This window comes from Pontibacterium sinense (genome assembly GCF_015209595.1).
Classification (GTDB): Bacteria; Pseudomonadota; Gammaproteobacteria; order Pseudomonadales; family Balneatricaceae; genus Pontibacterium; species Pontibacterium sinense.
Map to the genome: position 1 here is coordinate 32,508 of NZ_JADEYS010000007.1, position 21,020 is coordinate 53,527.

The 21,020-nt window shown below is 50.9% G+C and carries 21 protein-coding genes and 1 riboswitch; of the genes, 12 read left to right on the forward strand and 9 right to left on the reverse strand.

What is annotated here, in order from left to right; translation table 11 throughout:
* Positions 1 to 2: 2 nt before the first annotated feature.
* Complete coding sequence (gene hisG / locus IOQ59_RS08500) at positions 3 to 659, forward strand: ATP phosphoribosyltransferase (protein WP_193952854.1); 657 nt, start codon at positions 3 to 5, stop codon at positions 657 to 659.
* The gene (gene hisD / locus IOQ59_RS08505; protein ID WP_193952855.1) at positions 656 to 1,966 is read left to right on the forward strand and encodes a histidinol dehydrogenase; all 1,311 of its coding nucleotides are present in this window, start codon (positions 656 to 658) and stop codon (positions 1,964 to 1,966) included. Before hisG ends, hisD begins: the two co-directional genes overlap by 4 nt.
* Positions 1,967 to 2,043: 77 nt before the next feature.
* On the opposite strand, the gene IOQ59_RS08510 is transcribed toward hisD, so the two are convergent.
* Complete coding sequence (locus IOQ59_RS08510) at positions 2,044 to 3,195, reverse strand: trypsin-like peptidase domain-containing protein (protein WP_193952856.1); 1,152 nt, start codon at positions 3,193 to 3,195, stop codon at positions 2,044 to 2,046.
* Between the two features lie 80 nt (positions 3,196 to 3,275).
* Here IOQ59_RS08510 and IOQ59_RS08515 point away from each other — a divergent pair, with 80 nt between their 5' ends.
* Positions 3,276 to 4,037 carry a Nif3-like dinuclear metal center hexameric protein gene (locus IOQ59_RS08515; RefSeq protein ID WP_193952857.1) on the forward strand — a complete coding sequence of 254 codons (762 nt, stop codon included), beginning with the start codon at positions 3,276 to 3,278 and terminating at the stop codon, positions 4,035 to 4,037.
* A gap of 73 nt (positions 4,038 to 4,110) precedes the next feature.
* Here the strand turns inward: IOQ59_RS08515 and IOQ59_RS08520 are convergent, their stop codons facing one another.
* The gene (locus tag IOQ59_RS08520; protein ID WP_193952858.1) at positions 4,111 to 4,674 is read right to left on the reverse strand and encodes a Z-ring associated ZapG family protein; all 564 of its coding nucleotides are present in this window, start codon (positions 4,672 to 4,674) and stop codon (positions 4,111 to 4,113) included.
* A gap of 139 nt (positions 4,675 to 4,813) precedes the next feature.
* Complete coding sequence (locus IOQ59_RS08525) at positions 4,814 to 5,554, reverse strand: FadR/GntR family transcriptional regulator (RefSeq protein ID WP_193952859.1); 741 nt, start codon at positions 5,552 to 5,554, stop codon at positions 4,814 to 4,816.
* A gap of 122 nt (positions 5,555 to 5,676) precedes the next feature.
* Here IOQ59_RS08525 and acuI point away from each other — a divergent pair, with 122 nt between their 5' ends.
* Complete coding sequence (acuI, locus tag IOQ59_RS08530; protein WP_193952860.1) at positions 5,677 to 6,660, forward strand: acrylyl-CoA reductase (NADPH); 984 nt, start codon at positions 5,677 to 5,679, stop codon at positions 6,658 to 6,660.
* Positions 6,661 to 6,724: 64 nt separating this feature from the next.
* On the opposite strand, the gene IOQ59_RS08535 is transcribed toward acuI, so the two are convergent.
* Positions 6,725 to 7,903, reverse strand: coding sequence for an NnrS family protein (locus tag IOQ59_RS08535; RefSeq protein WP_193952861.1), 1,179 nt, complete (start codon positions 7,901 to 7,903; stop codon positions 6,725 to 6,727).
* Here IOQ59_RS08535 and IOQ59_RS08540 point away from each other — a divergent pair.
* The 5 genes from IOQ59_RS08540 to IOQ59_RS08560 are packed head-to-tail and all read left to right on the forward strand — an operon-like array spanning position 7,878 to position 12,712.
* Complete coding sequence (locus tag IOQ59_RS08540; protein ID WP_193952862.1) at positions 7,878 to 8,963, forward strand: cobalamin-binding protein; 1,086 nt, start codon at positions 7,878 to 7,880, stop codon at positions 8,961 to 8,963. The genes IOQ59_RS08535 and IOQ59_RS08540 overlap by 26 nt on opposite strands.
* Positions 8,960 to 9,475 (forward strand): bifunctional adenosylcobinamide kinase/adenosylcobinamide-phosphate guanylyltransferase, encoded by a 516-nt coding sequence (gene cobU, locus IOQ59_RS08545; protein WP_193952863.1) that lies wholly within the window; start codon positions 8,960 to 8,962, stop codon positions 9,473 to 9,475. Before IOQ59_RS08540 ends, cobU begins: the two co-directional genes overlap by 4 nt.
* The gene (gene cobT / locus IOQ59_RS08550) at positions 9,472 to 10,545 is read left to right on the forward strand and encodes a nicotinate-nucleotide--dimethylbenzimidazole phosphoribosyltransferase (protein WP_228050788.1); all 1,074 of its coding nucleotides are present in this window, start codon (positions 9,472 to 9,474) and stop codon (positions 10,543 to 10,545) included. Before cobU ends, cobT begins: the two co-directional genes overlap by 4 nt.
* A 16-nt stretch (positions 10,546 to 10,561) precedes the next feature.
* Positions 10,562 to 11,179 carry a histidine phosphatase family protein gene (locus IOQ59_RS08555; RefSeq protein ID WP_193952864.1) on the forward strand — a complete coding sequence of 206 codons (618 nt, stop codon included), beginning with the start codon at positions 10,562 to 10,564 and terminating at the stop codon, positions 11,177 to 11,179.
* A 21-nt stretch (positions 11,180 to 11,200) separates the two neighbouring features.
* The gene (locus tag IOQ59_RS08560) at positions 11,201 to 12,712 is read left to right on the forward strand and encodes an HDOD domain-containing protein (RefSeq protein ID WP_193952865.1); all 1,512 of its coding nucleotides are present in this window, start codon (positions 11,201 to 11,203) and stop codon (positions 12,710 to 12,712) included.
* A gap of 19 nt (positions 12,713 to 12,731) precedes the next feature.
* Here the strand turns inward: IOQ59_RS08560 and IOQ59_RS08565 are convergent, their stop codons facing one another.
* The 4 genes from IOQ59_RS08565 to IOQ59_RS08580 all read right to left on the reverse strand — a co-directional run bounded on the left by IOQ59_RS08565 (position 12,732) and on the right by IOQ59_RS08580 (position 16,876).
* A complete protein-coding gene (locus IOQ59_RS08565) occupies positions 12,732 to 13,022 on the reverse strand; it encodes a hypothetical protein (protein ID WP_193952866.1) in 291 nt (96 codons plus the stop codon).
* Positions 13,023 to 13,159: 137 nt separating this feature from the next.
* Positions 13,160 to 13,720, reverse strand: a complete 561-nt coding sequence (locus tag IOQ59_RS08570; protein WP_193952867.1) for a cob(I)yrinic acid a,c-diamide adenosyltransferase — start codon at positions 13,718 to 13,720, stop codon at positions 13,160 to 13,162.
* A 52-nt stretch (positions 13,721 to 13,772) separates the two neighbouring features.
* Positions 13,773 to 15,659, reverse strand: a complete 1,887-nt coding sequence (locus IOQ59_RS08575; RefSeq protein ID WP_193952868.1) for a TonB-dependent receptor family protein — start codon at positions 15,657 to 15,659, stop codon at positions 13,773 to 13,775.
* A 33-nt stretch (positions 15,660 to 15,692) separates the two neighbouring features.
* Positions 15,693 to 15,893, reverse strand: a riboswitch (cobalamin riboswitch).
* 74 nt (positions 15,894 to 15,967) lie between these two features.
* Entirely contained in the window at positions 15,968 to 16,876 is a 909-nt protein-coding gene (locus IOQ59_RS08580) for a ketopantoate reductase family protein (protein ID WP_193952869.1), read from the reverse strand.
* A gap of 129 nt (positions 16,877 to 17,005) precedes the next feature.
* Between IOQ59_RS08580 and IOQ59_RS08585 the strand changes: the two genes are divergently transcribed.
* Complete coding sequence (locus IOQ59_RS08585; protein ID WP_193952870.1) at positions 17,006 to 17,491, forward strand: YajQ family cyclic di-GMP-binding protein; 486 nt, start codon at positions 17,006 to 17,008, stop codon at positions 17,489 to 17,491.
* Between the two features lie 49 nt (positions 17,492 to 17,540).
* Positions 17,541 to 19,118, forward strand: a complete 1,578-nt coding sequence (locus tag IOQ59_RS08590) for an AmpG family muropeptide MFS transporter (protein WP_193952871.1) — start codon at positions 17,541 to 17,543, stop codon at positions 19,116 to 19,118.
* 144 nt (positions 19,119 to 19,262) lie between these two features.
* Here IOQ59_RS08590 and IOQ59_RS08595 read toward each other — a convergent pair whose 3' ends face one another.
* A complete protein-coding gene (locus tag IOQ59_RS08595; RefSeq protein ID WP_193952872.1) occupies positions 19,263 to 20,030 on the reverse strand; it encodes an SDR family oxidoreductase in 768 nt (255 codons plus the stop codon).
* A gap of 424 nt (positions 20,031 to 20,454) precedes the next feature.
* Between IOQ59_RS08595 and IOQ59_RS08600 the strand changes: the two genes are divergently transcribed.
* Positions 20,455 to 20,994, forward strand: a complete 540-nt coding sequence (locus IOQ59_RS08600) for an FxsA family protein (RefSeq protein ID WP_193952873.1) — start codon at positions 20,455 to 20,457, stop codon at positions 20,992 to 20,994.
* The last annotated feature ends 26 nt before the right edge of the window (positions 20,995 to 21,020 follow it).

The following is a 21,020-nucleotide window of genomic DNA, read 5'->3' on the forward strand; positions in this document are numbered from 1 at the left end:
GCATGAAGCAGCAACTGACCATCGCGCTGTCCAAAGGGCGTATCCTCAAAGAGACCCTGCCTCTGTTGGCAGCGGCTGATATTGTTCCGGCTGAGGATATCTTCAGTAGCCGTAAGCTTATCTTTGATACGAACCATGAGCATATCAAGTTTGTGGTGATTCGTGCGACCGACGTGCCAACGTATGTTGAGTATGGTGGTGCGGATATGGGGATCGCCGGTAAAGATGTGTTGCTTGAGCATGGTGCTAAAGGCTTGTATGAACCACTGGATCTGAAGATTGCCCGTTGCAGGCTGATGGTTGCCGGTATGAAGGGTGCGCCTGCGGTTGAAGGTCGTATGAAAGTGGCGTCCAAGTTCGTCAATATCACCCGTGATTACTTTGCTAAGCAGGGTGTTCAGGTTGATATCATCAAATTGTACGGCGCGATGGAGCTGGCACCTATTATGGGTCTGGCGGATCGCATCGTAGATATTGTTGATACTGGCAATACGCTGCGCGCTAACGGTCTGGAACCGATGGAATCGATTGATGATGACATCAGTTCCCGTCTGGTTGTCGGACAGGCATCCATGAAAATGAAACACAAACAGATTCAGCCGATTTTGGATAAGCTGGCGGCCGCTATCGATGCCAGAGAGGCGGAGGCATCTGTATGAGTGACCTGAGTATTACCCGTCTGGATTCTCAGCAGGATGACTTTGCAGCTGAACTGGACCGTCTTTTGGCTTGGGAATCCGTATCTGATGGTAAGGTTAATCAGATTGTTGATGAGATTCTGGGGCGTGTGAAGGCCGAAGGTGATGCAGCAGTGGTTGAATATACCAACCGCTTTGATCGTCTACAGGTTGAATCTATGGCTGAGCTGGAGATGAGTCAGGAGCGTTTGCACAATGCTCTCGACAATCTGCCTGCTGAGCAGCGCCAGGCCTTGGAGACGGCCGCTGAGCGTGTGCGTGGTTATCACGAGCGCCAGAAAGGTGAGTCTTGGCAGTACTCCGAAGCTGACGGCACAATGCTGGGCCAGAAAGTAACCCCGATGGACCGTGTTGGCTTGTATGTGCCGGGTGGTAAGGCATCCTACCCATCATCAGTCCTAATGAACGCAATGCCGGCAAAAGTTGCGGGTGTGGCCGAGATTATTATGGTCGTGCCGACGCCGGATGGTGAGGTGAACGAGCTGGTGCTGGCTGCGGCTGCGCTGGCGGGTGTTGATCGTGTCTTCTGTGTGGGTGGCGCTCAAGCGGTTGCTGCTCTGGCTTACGGTACTGAAACTGTGCCGAAAGTGGATAAGATCGTCGGTCCTGGCAATATCTTTGTTGCTACGGCTAAGCGTGCGGTTTTTGGTGCCGTTGGCATCGATATGATCGCAGGTCCATCTGAAATTCTTGTTGTCTGTGATGGCAAGACGGACCCTGACTGGATCGCAATGGATCTGTTTTCACAGGCAGAGCATGATGAAGATGCGCAGTCTATTCTCGTGTCTCCTGACGCTGATTTTATTAGTGCAGTGGAAGCGAGCATTAATAAGCTGCTGCCAACGATGGAGCGAAAATCGATTATCGACGTCTCTTTACGTGAGCGTGCTGCGCTGATTAAAGTGAAGGACATGGACGAAGCGATGGAAGTGACCAATCGCATCGCGCCAGAGCATCTTGAATTATCGGTTGAAGATCCTGAATCATTAGTGCCGAAGGTGCGTCATGCTGGGGCGATTTTCATGGGACGGTATACCGCGGAAGCGCTGGGTGATTACTGTGCTGGCCCCAACCATGTTTTGCCGACATCGGGTACCGCACGCTTTTCTTCGCCACTGGGTGTCTATGATTTCCAGAAGCGTTCATCACTGATTATGTTCTCCGCAGAGGGTGCTTCAGAGATGGGTAAAGTGGCGTCTGTACTGGCGCGCGGAGAAAGCCTGACAGCTCACGCCCGTTCTGCTGAATACCGTATCAAGAAAGATTGATCGCTACTGGGTGATCGACAAATAAAAAAGGCTCCCTGGCGGAGCCTTTTTTATAGTCTGAATGTCTCTGTGTTATATCAGCTGCGGCTGCGTGGTCGTTCAAAGATTTTCACTGTCAGAGACAGTTGCTGATCGTTTCGAATGACATCAATGCTAATCTCGTCACCCGGCTTATATTTGGCGATTTGGTCCATGGATGTCCGGCGATCACGGATCGGTTTATCGTTGATCGCAATCATGATATCCCCGGGTTGAATCCCCGCCTGATGGGCGGGTCCGTTTCGAAAAATACCGGCGATAATAAGACCACGCGTATCAGACATGCCAAACGATTCGGCTAACTGGGGTGTGAGTTCCTGTACTTCAATGCCCAGCCAGCCACGAATAACCCGGCCATGCTGGATCAAATCCTGCATAACCTGCTTCGTCAGGTTGGATGGGATTGCAAACCCAATACCCTGAGAGCCGCCTGATTTTGTATAAATGACGGTATTGATACCAATCAGGTTACCGTAAGCATCGATCAATGCTCCGCCTGAGTTGCCTGGATTAATGGCGGCGTCTGTCTGAATAAAATCTTCATAGGTATTCAGGCCCAGACTATTACGTCCTGTGGCGCTGATGATGCCCATAGTGACTGTTTGGCCAACGCCAAATGGGTTGCCTATCGCGAGAGTTACGTCGCCAACCTGAATGCCATCTGAGTCCGTAAGTGTGATGCTGGGCAGGCTTTCCAGATCAATCTTCAGAACGGCAAGGTCTGTTTCCGGATCGTTGCCGATCAATGAGGCCATTGCCTCTCTGCCGTCTTTCAGAGCGACAACAATACTATCGGCACCTTCGATCACATGGTTATTAGTGGCAATGTAACCTTGTGGGCTCAGAATAACGCCTGAACCTAAGCTGGATTCAATGCGTTGCCTGTGTGGTGTATCGCGCTGATCAAGGAAATTACGGTAAAACGGGTCATCAGCGAGGGGTGTTTTTTGCTTAACCAGTGTCCGGGTATAGATATTTACGACGGCAGGCGCAGCAATGTTTACCGCATCCGCATACGACACAGGTCCCTGGCCTCGAGCGCCAGCGGGTTGTAGGGAGGGCTTATCCGTCTGCCGGATTTCTACCGTGTTAACCTTAGGGGCAAACAGGTCAGGAAAAAACTGCAGCAGAATAATCGCTGCGAATATACCGGTGACGACGGGCCATAGTAAAAAAGAGAATCTTCGCATTGTCTCGGGGTTGAAGGTTTAACGGGATTCTTGAATTATACGAAGATAACAATGGTTATGTGAATCTGAATCAGGATTATATGTCGATAAGTAGGAAAGAACTGGTCAACTATCTGGACCAAAGGCTTACACCGGAACGTTTTCGCGACTATGCGCCGAATGGGTTGCAGGTCGAAGGGTGTGAGCAGGTGAGTCGTATTGTGACAGGTGTGACGGCGTCGCAGGCGCTGATTGATGCCGCTGTCGCGTGGAATGCTGATGCGATATTGGTACACCACGGATATTTCTGGAAAGGGGAAAATCCCTGTATTACCGGAATGAAACAGCGACGTATTAAGACCTTACTGCAGCATGATATCAATCTACTGGGCTATCACCTGCCACTGGATGCGCATTCGGAGATTGGTAATAACGCGGTTTTGGCCAAATTGCTGGGAATAACGGTCACCGGCGGATTGGAAGAGGGTAACCCCCTCAGTATCGGCGTGACGGGCAGACTTGATGCGCCTATGAGTTTGCAGGAGCTGGGTGATCGCGTCAGTCAGGTTTTAAATCGCCCTCCCATGCTTATTGCGGGTGGGGAGCATCGGATTACCACAATCGGTTTGTGTACCGGTGGTGCACAAGGCTATATCGAGAAAGCTATTGATCTTGGATTAGATGCATATTTGTCGGGTGAAATTTCAGAACCCACGGTGCATAGTGCGCGTGAAAATGGCGTTCACTACATTGCAGCCGGGCATCATGCAACAGAGCGCTTTGGCGCGAAAGCCTTAGGGGAAGAGCTGGCCGAAAAGTTTGGTATTGAGCAGATGTTTGTGGATATCGATAATCCAGTCTGATCAGTACAGTATTTGGGTACAAAAAACCGGCCTATATGAGCCGGTTTTTTGTACTGGATAAACGAGTAATCATTCAGGCTGGTTTAGTCGTTTCTTCAGTCTTGTTCTCTTCTTTTTTCTCTGCAAAGTCAGCAGGATCAGCAGGGGTTTCTTCACCCTCCTTTTCACCTTCTTTCAGACCGAAGGTTTCAGACAGCGTACCTTCTTCGTCTGGTTTTTTCGGTGCGTAATCCAGTGGTGCTGCCATTGAGCTATCGCTCTCTTCAGACGTTTCGGATGCTGTAGCGTCTGCGACAACATCTTCTTCAGGTTCTGCGGTCAGACGTGGCTGAGCAGCTTCTTCCAGCGTACGGGTCGCAACGTCACTACTGCACAGTTCAACAGAGCTTTTCGCCAGATGCAGGTGAACCGCTTTGTAGCTATCGGTCAGACTGCTGACCAGATCGGCCGTCTCTTCAAAGTGTGTTGTGACCTTCTCTTTGTATTCCGCCAGTTCGCGTTGAGTTTCGTCCAGCTGCTCAATCAGCTCTAGCTGACGATTGTCATTGCCGCCAGAACGTCCCAGCAAATAACCAATCAAAGTACCCACGATTAGTGCTACAACGGCGATGATCCATACAGTACTGCTTGCGTCCACGAGTGCTCCTTCTAGTCTGAAAGGGGGTCAGAAAAGTGTCATAAAACTACTGACAAGGATATAGCAATCAGTGCTGAAAGCCCATATGCCCTGTACGTGCAGTATTGTGCTGTTTGCGCCAGATCATGGGTATAAGCGATTAGTCGGCTTTGCCCGCGCGCCAGTCCTGTGCGTCTTGATGACGTGCAGCCAGATACTCAATTTGTTCCTTCAGAATACCGCACGCGAGATCGGCATCCTGTTGTTGAATCGCCTCGAGCAAACGCCGGTGATGGTCAATGATGACCGTACGCTCGCGAAATCGATAAGCGATCATATTCGCAACGGGCTGCAACGCTTCGATGACGGCATACATCACAAAAGCGAGCATGCGATTACCACTGGCATCGGCAATTATTCGGTGGAATCGAACGTCAGAGGCGCAGAAATCTTCCGCAGTGATACGTTCATCTGTCTGGACTTCCAGCTCGTGGATTAGCGCGCTAAGTTGGCTTTCGCTACGGTGTTGCGCCGCCAGGCGACAGCAGGTGCTTTCCAGTTCGAGACGAGCAGCGTTAATTTCGTCCAGATCCACCTCTTTCAGACTGACGAGCATCGTTGCCGCACTGGTCAGGCTATCGCTGAGTTGGGCAACTGAAGGCTTGGTGACAAATGTCCCGCCAGTGGGGCCGCGTTTTGAGCGGACCAGATTTTTTGCCGCAAGGCGTTTCAAGGCTTCACGAATCGTCGGACGGGATACTTGATATCGCTTGGATAACTCATCTTCTGTCGGCAAACGATCATCGGCTTTCAGCGTGCCATCAAGGATCGCTTCCTGCAGTTGATCGGCAATCTGACTGGATAGGCTGCTGCGATTTACCGGTTCTACCTCAAAGCTCAAAGGGGTGCTCTCCGATACTGAATAGTTGATCAGAGACTATTCTAACGTAAGAAAGCGTTGACTTGAATTTTTATTAATTTATATTTGTAAGACAAATTAACTTAATGATCGAGGACGAAGTGATGTTCAAAGCATTAGTGCTGAATGAGGTCGAAGGTAAAACGGTTTCCGCTGTGGAGTCGCTGGAGCTGGATGCATTGCCGGCTGAAGATGTGCTGGTTGAGGTCGATTACTCGTCCCTGAACTACAAAGACGGTCTGGCAGTGACCGGTACCGGAAAGATCATTCGTAACTTCCCAATGGTGCCAGGTATTGATCTGGTTGGTACGGTTGTGGAGTCGGCATCCGATGATTACAGCGCAGGTGACAAAGTTGTCATGACGGGCTGGGGCGTTGGTGAAAATTATTGGGGTGGCTACTCCCAAATGGCGCGTATGAAACCTGAATGGCTGGTACATCTGCCTGAAGGTATGGAGCCGCGCAAAACCATGGAGATCGGTACCGCCGGTTTGACCGCAATGTTATGTGTTATGGCGCTGGAAGACGGTGGTGTATTGCCAACCAGTGGCCCGGTCATTGTTACAGGTGCTGCAGGCGGTGTCGGCAGTGTTGCGGTGAGTATTCTGGCTGGATTGGGGTACGAAGTGGCTGCAGTGACAGGACGTCCGGAAACTGAAGCGTATCTGCGCGAGCTGGGGGCGACTACGATACTGACGCGAGAAGAGATGGCTGAAAAAAGTCGTCCGCTGGAACGTCAGCGTTGGGCGGGTGCTGTTGATACCGTGGGTGATGCAATTCTGGCGCGTGTGCTGGCGGAAATGAACTACAGTGGTGTTGTGGCGGCCTGCGGTTTGGCTGGTGGTTTTAAACTGCCAACCACGGTTATGCCATTTATTCTGCGTAACGTGCGTCTGCAGGGTGTAGATTCCGTGATGTGTCCGGTTGCACGCCGTCAGGAAGCCTGGGGCCGTCTACAGAGTCAGCTGCCTGATTCTGCACTGGGTGAAATCTCTGAACTGATCTCACTGGATCAGGTTGACGATTACGCTAATCGGATTGTAAATGGTCAGGTACGTGGTCGTGTGGTGGTTGATCTGAAGAAATAATCACCGGAACCAAAAAAAAGCCTGTCGTTGTGACAGGCTTTTTTGTATCTGTAGTAATTAGGTGTTAGCCGAAGAGGCCATCAGCACGTGGTTTAATCAGGATAGGCAAATAACGGATCAGGAACAGTATCCACGCCAGCATCCACAAAGTACCAGACAAATGTAATCCGGCCAGATACGGGATTGGCAGATGCGTGATAGAAACTCGAATCACCGCAGCCAGCGTCATCAGGATAAAGGCCGCTACAATCATCGGGGTCACGGCCAGAGGGCGTCCGGTATGACCAAGGGAGACACGAGCCATCATGCCAAGTGTGATCAGGCCAATACCGCCCACCGCAAAGCTATGAATTGCAATTGAACTGCTGACCAGCCCCGCAGAGGCGAGTGCCGTGAGAGCAAAACCCACCGGGATAAAGAGATAGCCCAACTGTAAAATCCACACCAGCGGGTTTTTGAAAATTGCCGGGCTGAACCAACCGTATAAGCGTACGAAACTCAGTACACAAACGATCACTGAAGCGATGCTAATCAAGGTGCTAAAACCACTCAGGGTCACTGCCAACCAGATGGCCGTGGCTGGGATGATCGACTTCTCAATCCACGCATAGCGTGTGCATGTCACGCCTTCGACACCTCGTTCGGTGAAGAAGGGAATAACGCGTCCGCCAATCACAGTGATGACCAGCAATACCAAATACAGCGCTACGTGGAGGCCCTTGAGCGCGGTGTTCTCCGTGATACCCAGTATCTCCAGATGAACCATGAGGTTCGCGATAAAAAACGCGGCCAGAATAGGAATGAACAGTAAGTTCCTGTAGTTTGCCGACCGGAGAATCGGTATTGCGATTCCCACCGCTACAACCGGTGCAAATGCCAGATCGACGACGGCGATGAGCCACTCCGGCAGTCCTGGAATAAAGGGCATAAAGCGGGCAATGAACCAGACGGCGGTAATCAGCATCAGAGGTTTGCCGAAAGGGGTCTGTACATTGGTCCAGTTACGGACCGCGGTGAGCAGAAACCCACCGATGATCGCCAGCGTAAAGCCAAAAATCATTTCGTGTGCATGCCAGTACATCGTGTTGCTGTAATACTGCACGCTCATGCCGCTGCTGTAGAGCACCAACCAGATACCTAGTAGAACAACCGCAGAGATTGCACCTAAGAGAAAAAATGGACGGAAGCCTAAATTGAACATCGCAAAAGGTGGGCTTTTGCGTGGCTCATTAATTGAGATCATGAATGCTGTCTCCGCGAAGTTTAAGGCGGTGGTATACTGCTGGCAATCCTGCCATTTGAACGGTAACGCTATGCCAACCGCTGCTTTCAGTCATGTTGCGGCCCTGACTTTCAGCTTTGATGCCGCATTATTTCATAATGTGCATAAAAAATACATGTTAAATGCTTTCTTCAGTCTTTGGCTGATGCTGATTTCTGGCAGTGTATTGAGCGAGATCAGCGTTGTCGATGACCAGGGGCAGGTTCTGATCCTGCCGCAACCTGCCAATCGGGTGATCAGTTTAGCGCCTCACGTGACAGAAAATCTCTACGCGATCGGTGCGGGTGATCTGTTGGTGGGGGCTGTCTCCTATTCAGATTACCCTGAGGCGGCAAAGTACCTCCCGCGTGTGGGCGATTATGCGAACTTGAATATAGAGCGTATTTTGTCTTTGCAGCCTGATCTGGTAGTCGCATGGATTGACGGTTCTCCCGGATCACAATTGGAACGAATCGAATCACTCGGTATTCCCGTGTTACGTGAATCCCCCGATAGTTTTGCTGAGATCGCCAGTGCTCTGCGCAGGCTGGGGGCGGTGACAGGGCGGAATGAGGGGGCAGAACAGGCCGCAACCGATCTGGAGCAGCGGATCAGAGTATTACGTGAAAAACACCGGTCCCAGACACCGCTCCGGGTGTTTTATCAGCTTTGGCATCAGCCGTTGATTACCGCCAATAGTAGTCAACTCATCGATCAGATTATCCAGCTGTGTGGTGGTGGAAATATCTTCGCCAATCGTCCAGAGGTTGCACCACGTGTGAACATCGAAGCGGTGATCGCGGCAGATCCCGATCTTATACTGGCAGGCGTAGAGCGGCACGACCCTCACTGGCGAGATCACTGGCAGCCCTGGTCTCAGATGAAAGTAATACGTTATCAGTTGTTATATGGCGTTGATGCAGATGCGATTCATCGTGCCACGATGCGTGCCGTAGACGGGGCTGAACAGGTATGCATACAGCTGGATGAGGCGCGTACAATTTTGCAGCGGGTTAATGCGGAGAAACAAAAGCAGCCATGAAACAGTTGATATTGGGCGGTGCCCGCTCGGGGAAAAGTCGTTTGGCAGAACAGCGGGCTCAGAATTTCGGCTGTCGTGTAGTTTACATCGCCACCGCTCAGGCGGGGGATGGTGAGATGTCAGACCGTATTTTACGTCACCGGGAACAGCGTCCGGCTGAATGGGGATTGGTCGAAGAGCCGATCGCGTTGGCTCAAGTCTTACATGAACATGCAGCGGATGATGTCTGTTTGCTGGTCGACTGCCTGACCTTGTGGGTTACAAATATATTATTAGCTGATCCCGGCGTTTTAGAGCGGGAATTGAATGCCCTGTATCAGGTATTGGACAATTTGCCGGGAGAACTGATTTTTGTAAGTAACGAAGTCGGTTGGGGGATTGTCCCGATGGGCGAGTTAAGTCGCCAATTTCAGGATCAGGCGGGTTGGTTACATCAGCGCTTGGGTGAAATTTGCGATCGTGTGACATTAACCGTCGCTGGTATTCCGCTGGAGATCAAACAGCCTTTATGAGTACACAGACTATGAATACCTGGTTGCATGAGCCCGTTGCCGTTTGTGATATGGATCATCAGCGTGCGGCCTATCAGCATCAAGCGGTATTAACCAAGCCGTTGGGAGCGTTGGGTGAGCTTGAAACTGTTGCGGTACGTTTAGCTGCAATGCAAGGGCGCTTTAAGCCGCAAGTGGACAATGTGCAGATCACGGTATTTGCAGCGGATCACGGCATCGCCGCAGCGGGTGTGTCAGCTTATCCGCAGGAAGTCACCGCGCAGATGGTGATGAATTTTGCATCTGGTGGTGCAGCGATCTCTGTATTAGCGCGTCATTTGGGTGCCCGGTTTGAAGTTGTGGACCTGGGCACGCTAGCGACCGTGCCCGAACATGACAATGTTATTTCACGCGTTATTGCGAAAGGCACTGAGGATTTTTCGACGGCGGCTGCAATGAATGCAGATCAGTTGAGTCGAGCACTAAAGGTTGGGTTTGAACGTATTGAGCAATCTCTATCGGCCCCCCCGGATCTGTTTATTGCGGGTGAAATGGGGATTGGAAATACGTCGTCGGCCAGTGCGTTGGTTGCTACGTTGCTTCAGCGCCCGGCAAGAGAGCTGGTTGGACCGGGTACGGGATTGGACGCGGCGCGGGTCGAACAGAAAGCACAACGGATTCAACAGGCGCTGGATTTACATCAAGTCGCGGCGGATCAGCCGTTAAAGGCGCTGCAATGTCTCGGTGGTTTCGAGATTGCGGCCATGACCGGAGCATATATCCGTGCGGCACAGCGAGGGATTCCGGTGTTGATTGATGGTTTTATCAGCACGGCGGCAGCGATGATTGCCATTGCGATGAAGCCCGAGGTCAAAAACTGGTTTATTTACGGTCACTGCTCTGATGAACCGGCGCATCAGCTGTTGTTGGATCATCTGCAGGTGACACCGTTGCTTAAGCTGGGGATGCGTCTTGGCGAAGGCAGTGGGGCGGCATTGGCGGTAGACCTTCTGCGTGCGGCGTGTCGTCTTCATGCGGAGATGGCAACATTTGCTGAAGCGGGTGTGGCAGATAAAGATTCCACAGGATGAAAGGGGGCAGACATTGATGCGGACCTTAACTCTTGATCTGTTACGCCATGGGGAAACTAAGGCACAAGGTATTTATCAGGGGGTAACTGATGTGCCGCTCTCAGTCACGGGCCAAAAACAGATGGAGAGAGCCGTGTCTCGTTCTATTGGCTGGCAGAAAGTTCTGTACTCTCCTTTACAACGTTGTGCTCAATCTGCCATTAAGGTCGCAGCGCAATATGGGCTATCCTGTGCAGAGGTCGCCTGGTTACAGGAGTACGACTTCGGTGACTGGGATGGCAGAACGCTCAGTGAGGTCTATAGTGAACAACCAGAGCGTGTTGATGCGTTCTGGCGTGATCCGGCGCACAATACTCCGCCTGGAGGTGAAAGTATTAAGGCTCTCCAGCAACGCGTGCTCTCTGGCCGGGATGGGTTACTGAATGACTCCGATGACCACCTGCTGTTGGTGACACATGGGGGTGTGATTCGTACTTTGATCGCAGATTGCTTAAAGATTGATCCCGCGCGCTGGAGTCATATTCGTTTGGATCATGCCCACTTTACCCGGCTCAGATTTTACTGTGATCAAACACAGATCTGGCCCGAACTTGTCACTTGTAATGTTGCTCAATTGCCGTCGCAGGCGTTGTAACCCATTGATGGAAACTGGCTGTTGAATTACTCCGATACCCTTCGTTTTGTGTACGAAAAACTTGACCGGTTGGGTGACTTGCCGGTGTTCAGTACGACCGTTAACCGAATTCAACAAGTCAGTAGTTCCGAAGAGAGTGACGCCATGGCATTAGCGATGGCGATCATGAAAGATGCCAATCTCTCCGCGAAAATTCTGAAAATAGCGAACTCCTCAACCTATCATCGTGGTGGTGCGGCTATTACTGTCGTGTCGCGCGCAGTGGTGTTGATTGGCTTTAAAAAGATCAAAAACATCTGCCTCACCTTGAAGTTGGTTGAGGGTTTTCACAAGAGTCACCCCGATATCAATACTCCAGGATTGCTGATGCGTGCATTTCTCAATGCCAATATTGCCAGTGATCTGGCGATACGCAGCAACCATGTCAGTGATGCTGAAGAAGCTTACATTAATGCCCTGTTGTACGGATTGGGTGAGATTGTGATCGCCCATACGATGCCTTCGGTTTACCGAAAAATGCTGGTGGAGCGTAAAAAGGCTGAACTGCCCTGGCGTAAGATCCAGCTGAAAATGCTGGGCGGCACATTTAGCGATCTGGGGCAGGATCTGGCGCGTAGCTGGGGGCATCCTCCGTCAGTAGTGCACGCGATGTCGGTGAAAAGTGAGTTTGTTGAAGGTGATCATGCTGCTCAGATAGCGGGTTTAAGTTATCAGTTGCTTGAACAGTTGTATGATCTTGATGACCACGGCGATCACCCCTACGGCGAGTTGGTTGATGATTTGGGTACAGTGACCGGTTTGGATGCTGATCAGATCGGCGAGACGGCACTGCGTTGTTATCAAAAAGTTTCTCAGATGGCATCTGACTATGGCCTGAGTTGCGCCAGTATGGCGAGAAAGTACACCCCGAGTGGGCATGAAGCAAAAGATGAATTGATGCGTCAGATGGCCTTTATTACGGCGCAAAGTGGTTCTGTCGATGATGACGCACAGGGTGTTGTTGAGCTTGATGATGAGCAGACCCCCTCAGCTGAACAGCAGCTGGATTACCTGCATCAGGTCACCGAGATGATCAATCAGGGGGAAGCGCTCCCGACAATTCTGAAAACCGTTATTGAAGCAATGGCGGGTTGCACGCGACTGGATCGTGTGCAGCTATGCCTGCTTAATCGCGGTGGTACACGGCTTGAGCCAAAAATGTCTGATGGCGATGCTATTGAACCTCTCCAACGGTATTTTTCCCGTAGTAAGGACGGCAGCAACAACGATATGTTTTTCCGTGTTATTGCGCGTGGTGCAACGTTGTTGGTCAGTGACATCGACGAAAATGGCTGGCACGAACGGATACCGGCTGACTTCATTCAACAGGTGCGTTGTCAGGGGTTTGTTGTGGCGCCGATTGTGGTGAAGGAAAGAGTGATAGGCATGCTTTATGGAGATCGTTTAAAAGGGCAAGGCGCACTGGATGAACAGGACTTTAAAGTGTTCAGCCAGTTTGCCAGTCAGGCGCGTTTAGCACTGCTTAACGCCTGAGTTGCTTCGCCTACAGTCGTTATTCTGTCGCGCCTTTGATAAAAGACTTGGTGTTTTCCCAGGCTTTCTGGCTGGCGTCTACGGCTGTTTCTGCGCCTTTTTTGCCGACTTCGATCACAGTCTCTGCACCTTTTTCAGTGGAGCATGCGGCACGCTGAGCGATGCATTTCGACTTGCAACCGGTCGCAGCTGCATCGTCGCCCAAATGGGTCACTTTGCATTTGCTTTCACAAAACGTTTGTTTCATACCGCAGTCGGCCAGCACCGGGCCAGAAATCAGCAGGGCCGCGGACAGCAATAAATAACGCATATTTTTCCCCTAATTGAAGATTGATTTCACGCATGCCAGAGAGCCGGCAGGGTGTTTAGGGAACCTTCGAACTTATTCGTAGGTTCCTTGGCTCGCTATTATAAGTGGCTGGACTGAATAAGTCCTGAACCCGGGATTCAGCTACGTTGTTTACGTGGCTGCCAGAGTACTTCGCCAGTGCCTTCGCGTGCGAGAATGCGGGCGGCAACAAACAGCAGATCGGATAAGCGGTTCAGGTATGCCGCACCCTGAGGATTGATATATTCCTCATGTCCCAGTTCAACCATACGTCGTTCCGCCCGACGGCAGATACTGCGGGCCAGTTGGCAATTCGCGGCTACGCGGCTGCCACCCGGCAGAATAAATTCCTTCAGGGGTGGCAAACTCTCGTTGAGACGGTCCAGAACAACTTCCAGTCCTTCCACAACTTCTTCTGTGATCACCTGATAGGATTCATCTGCCACCGCGAGCTCTCCACCCAGATCAAACAGATCATGTTGCAAGGGTGTCAGGTCGTTGACGAGCGCGTGCTCTGGCTCCAGATCCGCAATTAAGACACCCAGTAGGGAGTTGAGTTCATCCACCGTACCTAAGGCTTCGATACGAGGATGAGTTTTAGCAACGCGGGAGCCATTGGCCAGTGCAGTGGTGCCCTGATCACCGGTACGGGTGTAGATGCGATTTAGACGGTCAGACATGTGTAGGCCTCATACAAAACGGGGCCAATGACGGCCCCGTGGTTTGAATCTGTTAGAAACTATAGCCTAATGTCAGCATCAGCTGGCGACCGGCTGCAGGATAGTAGGCACTACCTCCCGGAAGCCAGGGTGCGGCGATGGTGTAAGCATCGTATTCTTTGTCGAACAGGTTGTTGATACGCAGTGACGCATCCCATTGCTGGAACGACCAACGTACGTTAGCGTTGACCACCGTGTAGCCTCCAACTTGACTCAGGCTGTTCGCTTCATCGTCATCCCTGAACTGGGCGCCGGTATATTTAGCGTCCAGATAGACATTGGTTTCGTTTGTTAGCTGATAGTCGAGTCCCAGTGCAACGCTGTGGTTAGGGACGTAAGGAACTTCGTTTCCTGCATGCGTGCCAGCCTTGATCTCTGAATCCGTATAGCTGTAGTTTCCGGTTAGCTGCAGATCAGGCGTCAGACCATGACGGGCACTAAGAATCAATCCGCGGCGGCGAGATTCGTCCAGGTTTTCGTTGGCAAATGTGGTCGCGTTGTATTTGATTTCGTTATCCAGGTCCAACTGGAACACTGTCGCTTGTAGCTGAGTGGTGGATTGAGACCATTCCCAGCCAAACTCCAGTGAGGTGCCTTCCTGTGGTTTCAGAAAGGTTTCACCGGCTGGCAGAGCCGCCAGTTCATCCATATTGGCATAACGGAAGCTTTCGTCACGACGCAGGAAAACACGCTGTTCTGCTGAAAGCTGATAGGTCAGGCCGATCTCTTTTACAAAACGAGACTGGGAGTTGTCTTGGTTATTGCGAAGGTCGATATCCTTTACCCGGCTTTCACGGCCACCAATAGTCAGTTGCAGATCATCTAAGATCAGTGGCATCTGCGCACGGGCGTATATCGCATTGGCTGTTTGTTGGCGGGTTTGCGGAGAGTAGCCGCCGCGTACGTAATCGGTACGGTGGCGGTCGTAACCCAGCGTGATATCTGCGTGGCCTAGCTTACCCAATAACCGGGGTGTGAAGGATTTAACCCGCGTATCCTGAGTGTAATCGGAAAACAGAATACCCTTACCGTCTGTATCGCGAATGCTGTATTCACCTCGCAGTTCCCATTGCTCTGCCAGGTCCTGTTCCAGACCCAGAACAACCACGTCGCTGTCGTAATTAAGGAAATCAGATGAGGTGCTTTGACGACGGTTGGCCTGTTTCTGATTAATATGCAGAGAGTTGGGCAGCTCTACATCATCTTCTGTTTTCTGTAACTCAACGAACACGCGTCCGCTGTCGTGAATCTTCTCAATTTCGCCAAAAACGTTGTTAAAGTCGGTGGCGCTATGATCACGGTAGTTATCTGCATGCTGGGATTCGGCGCTCAGGCGTAGACCAAAACCGTTATCAAATCCTCGGCTGTATGCCAGGTTGTAGCGTTCCTGATCATCGGAACCTCGACTGATGCTGATGCGTCCCTGAGCATCGGTAATGGGTTGGGTAATGATGTTGATAACACCACCAACGGCCTGTTCTCCGTATAACGTACCCGCACTACCCTGAATGATTTCGATGCGCTCAATATCGTTCAGTGCAATCAGGTTGAGGTTCGGCGCTTCCAGTGTCTGATTGTTCAGGCGGCGTCCATTGACCAGTACGAGCACGTTGTTGGTGCTGTTTTGGCCAAATCCACGCATGGAGATTGCAACGCGATTATTGGTACCTGAGGCGTCACGCAGATGCAGTCCGGGTTGGGTACGTAAAACATCAGCGATGTTGTTGGCACCGCTGGCTTCGATCTGCTCAGCGGACACAACGTTGACCATTGTTGGTGTGGTGTTGCCGGAAGCTTCGAAACGGGTGGCAGATACGATGACCGTATCCAGCTGAGTATCCTGCGCGTAAGCAGGCAGGGCTGCCAGCAGGGCAGCAGACAGAGACAGTGTATTCTTCATGATTCCCCTTGCAATGTGCCCACCGCACACTGTCAGAAAATGAGGTCACTGGTCGGTCTCCGGACTCACGACAGGCGGTTTTATTCGCGGAGGAGACCGCGCCTTCCCAGACTTTTAAAATCCAGTGGATATGCGGTCACCTATGTCGTTTACCGTTGCGGGGGCAGTGCTGGAATCTCACCAGTCTTCCCGATTATCCCTATGTTATTAGGCTCCAGTAACAGGCGCCGCGTAGTGTAGGGTTTGTTAGCTCAATGGGCAATTGAAAGGCAGTCAGTGGAAGATGAAGGTCATTCATGAACATCTTGTCATTCTGACTTTTCTTTCAAGTCGTTATAAAGCTGCTCATTGGCAGGAAGTTCTATGCCCGCGATTTGCGCTTGTTTTAACAAATAGCCAGTAATGAAATCTAATTCCGTTTTACGTTGATGGCGCACGTCCTGAAGCATTGAGGAGAAATTGCTGCCTGTGGCTTTTGCGACAATTTCTGCCTGTTGCAGAATTGGCCCGTCAAACAGTTTCAGATGCTTGTGATGACAGAGTTGTTCGATCTCATAGCACAACCGCGCCATATGCTGATGTTTCTCCGGGTCTTCGGCTAAGGCTCCATTGCGGCAATCGTAGAAAGCGGTGAGTGGATTGATGGCGCAATTGATCGCCAGCTTTCGCCATAGACTGAGTTCAATCGATGGGTCTGCCACTAATTTGAGTGGTGCTGCCGGTGTCATCCCGGCAGGGAGGTTGGGCAGATCTCCCTTCGAGAGTGCGCCCACTTTAGTCTCTCCGTGTCCGGCATACACCACATGAAAAGGAGACTTAAGCCAGGCCCCATCGGTTGTGGATGCGGCCCAAACATTGATCGGCGCCATAAGTTCTGCTGCTTGCTGCTGAGCGCCCATTCCATTTTGTAATATCACGATTGATGCGTTGGACCGGCATTTGTCCTTCAGCGGTTGGATGGCGCTGGCGGTATCGTATGCCTTAGTCGTCACCAGTAGATGGCTGATGTTATCGCATCTGTCAGCGAGACAGGCTTCAACTGCATAGTCTTCGGTTGTGTCATTTGTTTCCAGACGAACCGATCCCGCTTTCTCAAATTCATCCAATCGGTGGGAATTCCGCAGAATCATTGTCACCTTGTGGCCAGCCTTTACCAGATGGGCGGCCCAGAGGCAGCCGATAGAGCCTGCACCCAAAATATGCCAGTGATCAGCCATTGATTCGTTTTCCTGTGTATCGCTTCGGTTCGAGGGAGAGCTGTAATGATAACTATCTGAACGACAGGGTGAAATGGGTCAGAGGCTCATATAAAATCCCAGTATTGGTTAAAATTACAGGAGCAATCAATGCCATCTTTTGACGTAGTATCTGAACTGGATACTCATGAGCTGACCAACGCTGTCGATCAGGCCAACCGTGAAATTGATAAACGCTATGATTTTAAAGGCGTGGATGCCACATTCGAGCTGAATGATGATTCTATCGTGATGATTGCTGAGGTTGATTTCCAGCTACAGCAGATGATGGATGTTCTGCGGACAAAGATGGTCGCGCGCAAAATTGATATCCGTTGTATGGATGTTAAGGATGCTGAAATGGCTAACATGCGTGCGCGTCAGACGGTTGTACTGAAGCAGGGTCTGGATCAGCCTACCGCGAAAAAGATCACCAAAATGATCAAAGACGATAAAAAGCTGAAAGTGCAGACACAAGTACAGGGTGAACAGGTACGTGTGACGGGCAAGAAACGTGATGACCTGCAGCAGGTGATTGCGATGTTACGTGAATCTGATCTGGATATTCCTCTCCAGTTTAACAACTTCCGCGATTGATCGTTGTCTCACCGCAACATGCTTTAATTGACTTAAAACGGAGCTGCTTATGCAGGAGCCTCAGGCCAGCTGGCGTGAATCGCTTGGGGCTTTTCTTCATCCCCGTGTTGTTGTGATGTTGTTCTTGGGGTTCTCTGCGGGAATTCCCATTCTCCTTATCTTTTCTTCTCTTTCGCTCTGGCTGCGTGAAGCCGGAGTTGAACGTGCTGCGATTACGTTTTTCAGTTGGGCTGCACTGGGTTACTCCTTCAAATTTGTCTGGGCGCCGCTGGTGGATCAATTGCCTGTGCCCTGGTTATCGCGTTGGTTGGGGCGACGGCGTAGCTGGTTGCTAGTGGCGCAGTTTGCCATCATCGCTGCAATAGGCGCGATGGCGAGCATTGATCCGGCGTTGGGGCCGGAGAGTCAGACAGCGATGGCACTGGCGGCTGTTGCGTTGGGTTTCTCTTCTGCCACGCAGGATATTGTGATTGATGCCTACCGTATTGAAGCGGCGGATACACGATTGCAAAGCATGATGTCAGCAACCTATATCGCGGGTTATCGCGTGGCGATGGTGGTGGCGGGTGCGGGGGCTTTAGTGCTGGCATCGGGCTTTGGTACTGAGCTGGGCAACTATCAGTACAACGCCTGGAGCAATACCTATTGGATCATGGCTGCGGTGATGCTGGTGGGGATTGCGACAACTCTGATTATTAAAGAGCCTGCACTGAGTGAACAGCGCAACTATACGTACAGTGCACTCGAATACGGTCGGTTTTGCGTGCTGTTTGCGCTGGCGCTCGCCAGTTTTATCCTTTGTTTTTATTTCACGTCAGAGCAGTCGGTATTGCTGAAAGAGGGTCTGGCCGAGTTTGTTGGAAATCAGGCGCTAGGTTCGTTTGTTATTGAAGCGCTGCGTTTGGTATTGGCGGCCTGTGTGAGCTTTGTAGTGGCGGGGGCTTTGTTGAAAACCGGTTTGGTCCAACACTCGATGGTTGATGAAACCTATGTGGCTCCAGTGCGTGATTTTTTTGACCGCTACGGAGTAAAAGCTGCATTGTTCCTGTTGTTGCTGGTGGGCAGTTACCGGATCTCTGATATCGTACTGGGTGTGATTTCCAATGTCTTTTATCTGGATATGGGGTTCAGCAAAGAACAGATTGCGACAGCAGTAAAAACCTTTGGAGTGGTGATGGCCATCGTGGGCGGTTTTCTTGGCGGATTATTGGCCATGCGTCAGGGGGTGATGCGGATTCTGTTTCTGGGGGCGTTTCTATCGGCTGTGACCAACCTTCTGTTTATGATTCTTGCGGATAAAGGTGCGGATCTACTGTGGCTTTATATTGTAGTTGCCGCTGATAATCTCTCGGCAGGTTTAGCTGGCGCGGCATTTGTGGCGTTTTTATCCAGCCTGACCAGTATCTCTTTTACGGCGATGCAATATGCAATATTTAGCTCGCTGATGACCTTATTGCCGAAAGTGTTGGGTGGTTATTCCGGTTCCATCGTGGACAGTATCGGGTACGACTGGTTCTTTATCTTTACAACGTTGATCGGATTGCCGGTGCTGTTGCTGATCGTGATGGCGCGTCACTGGATTGGAATAGACGTTCTGCCACAGAAGACAGCCGTAAAGGTTGAATAAAAGAGCTCAGGCGTTTGAAGCGGCCGGGCTGAGTACGAAGTGTTATTCGTACTCGGATATTCTATAGGTCATTCTTCCAAAGTGAGAAATTTGGACACAAAAAAACCGGCCATTGGCCGGTTTTTTTGGAGAATGTATCGAGAATTAGATGCGCAGTGCGCCGTCTACTTCGATACAACGACCATTCACGTAGTCGTTTTCCAGAATGAAGGTCACAGTACGTGCGATCTCTTCTGGTTTGCCCAGACGCTTAGCTGGAATACCTGCTGCAATCTTATCCAGTGCTTCAGGTTTCATGCTCATAACCATTTCAGTACCGATGTAGCCTGGTGCAATGGATGTCGCACGAATGCCGTAGCGTGCCAGTTCTTTAGCCCAGGTTACAGCCATCGCTTCTACGCCTGCTTTAGTTGCAGTGTAGTTAGTCTGGCCCATGTTGCCGTGGCGGGAGATAGAGGAGATGTTGATGATGCAGCCTTCAACACCCAGATCAATCATCTGAGCTGCGGCTTCACGTGCACACAGGAAAGTACCGGTCAGGTTAACGTCCATAACCAGGTTCCACTGATCCATGCTCATCTTGCTAGCGACTTTACCCGTCTCACGATCAACCTTCAGGAACAGACCGTCACGGGTAACACCCGCGTTGTTCACAACACCGTTTAGAGTACCGAAGTCGGCAACCACGTTCTGGAACAGTTTTTCGACATCTGCTTCATCCGCAACGTTACAGATGTAGCCACGTGCTTCCACGCCTTTTTCCATGCAAAGACCGACAGTTTCGTCCAGTGCTTCCTGGCTCAGGTCAGCCAGAGCCAGCTTTACACCCTTACCAGCCAGTTCCAGTGCCATTGAACGACCCAGGCCGCGACCGCCGCCAGTAATTACAATAACTTTATCATTCAGTTCCATCGGGGTTACCTTATTCTCGGTTAACTCTATTTTTTATTGTGCGTTGCGTCATTTTGCGTAAGCAAACGTTATATCGCTTTTGCACAAAAGTCTAGAATCTGAATAGGTAAAATTAAGCGTTATCCCCTATGTTTTATGCCTGTTTCTTGGGGTTTTTGAATGCTGCGTCTGCTAACTGGCTGAAAAATAATGCATTTTGCAGGTGCGTAAAATTTATGTGCAGGTGCGCAATGAATGAAAATTTATCCCAAAGTAGGGGGTGAAATATACCTTTTTAACCCCATATAGGGTTACACATAATAGGTTGCTGACGGGGTGGGGAGGCGAACGTCATCGATCCGAGTGGTAAGTCTGCCCGTGTGGGCATATTCCCGCTATAGTCATGATGACTCATGACTATCCGAATTGTATCCAGAGGTATTTAATGCGGTTTCTTTTTCTGCTGTTCATTATCGTTCCTATCATCGAAATCACGTTGCTGATTCAGGTGGGTCAGGCGATTGGTGCCTGGTATACCGTGGGTTTGGTGGTGATGTCTGCATTTGTGGGTGTCAATATGCTGCGGTATCAGGGGCTTTCTACGTTGGCTCGCGCTCAGCAGCGGGCCAATCAGGGAGAAATACCCGGCAGTGAAATGGTTGAGGGTATTGTGCTGGCGGTGGGAGGAGCGTTATTGGTGACGCCCGGCTTCGTAACCGATGTGATTGGTTTCTGTTGCCTTATCCCGTATACCCGTCAGGGACTTGCCAAAGCGATGATCAGCCGTTTCACCGTGGTGGCGATGCATCATCAACAGTCTCCTTTTATGGGAGCCGGTTTTCCCCCATCCGGAAGTCAGCCTGATTCACCGTCTGAAGTCCCAGAGGGTGACACTAAATACAGCGATTCGCCATTTAAGAAAGATAAGCCATCTCGGCCACAATCCGGTGATGTGATTGATGGCGAGTACCACCACAAAGACTAAGTTGCACCAAAAAAAATCAAAAATTC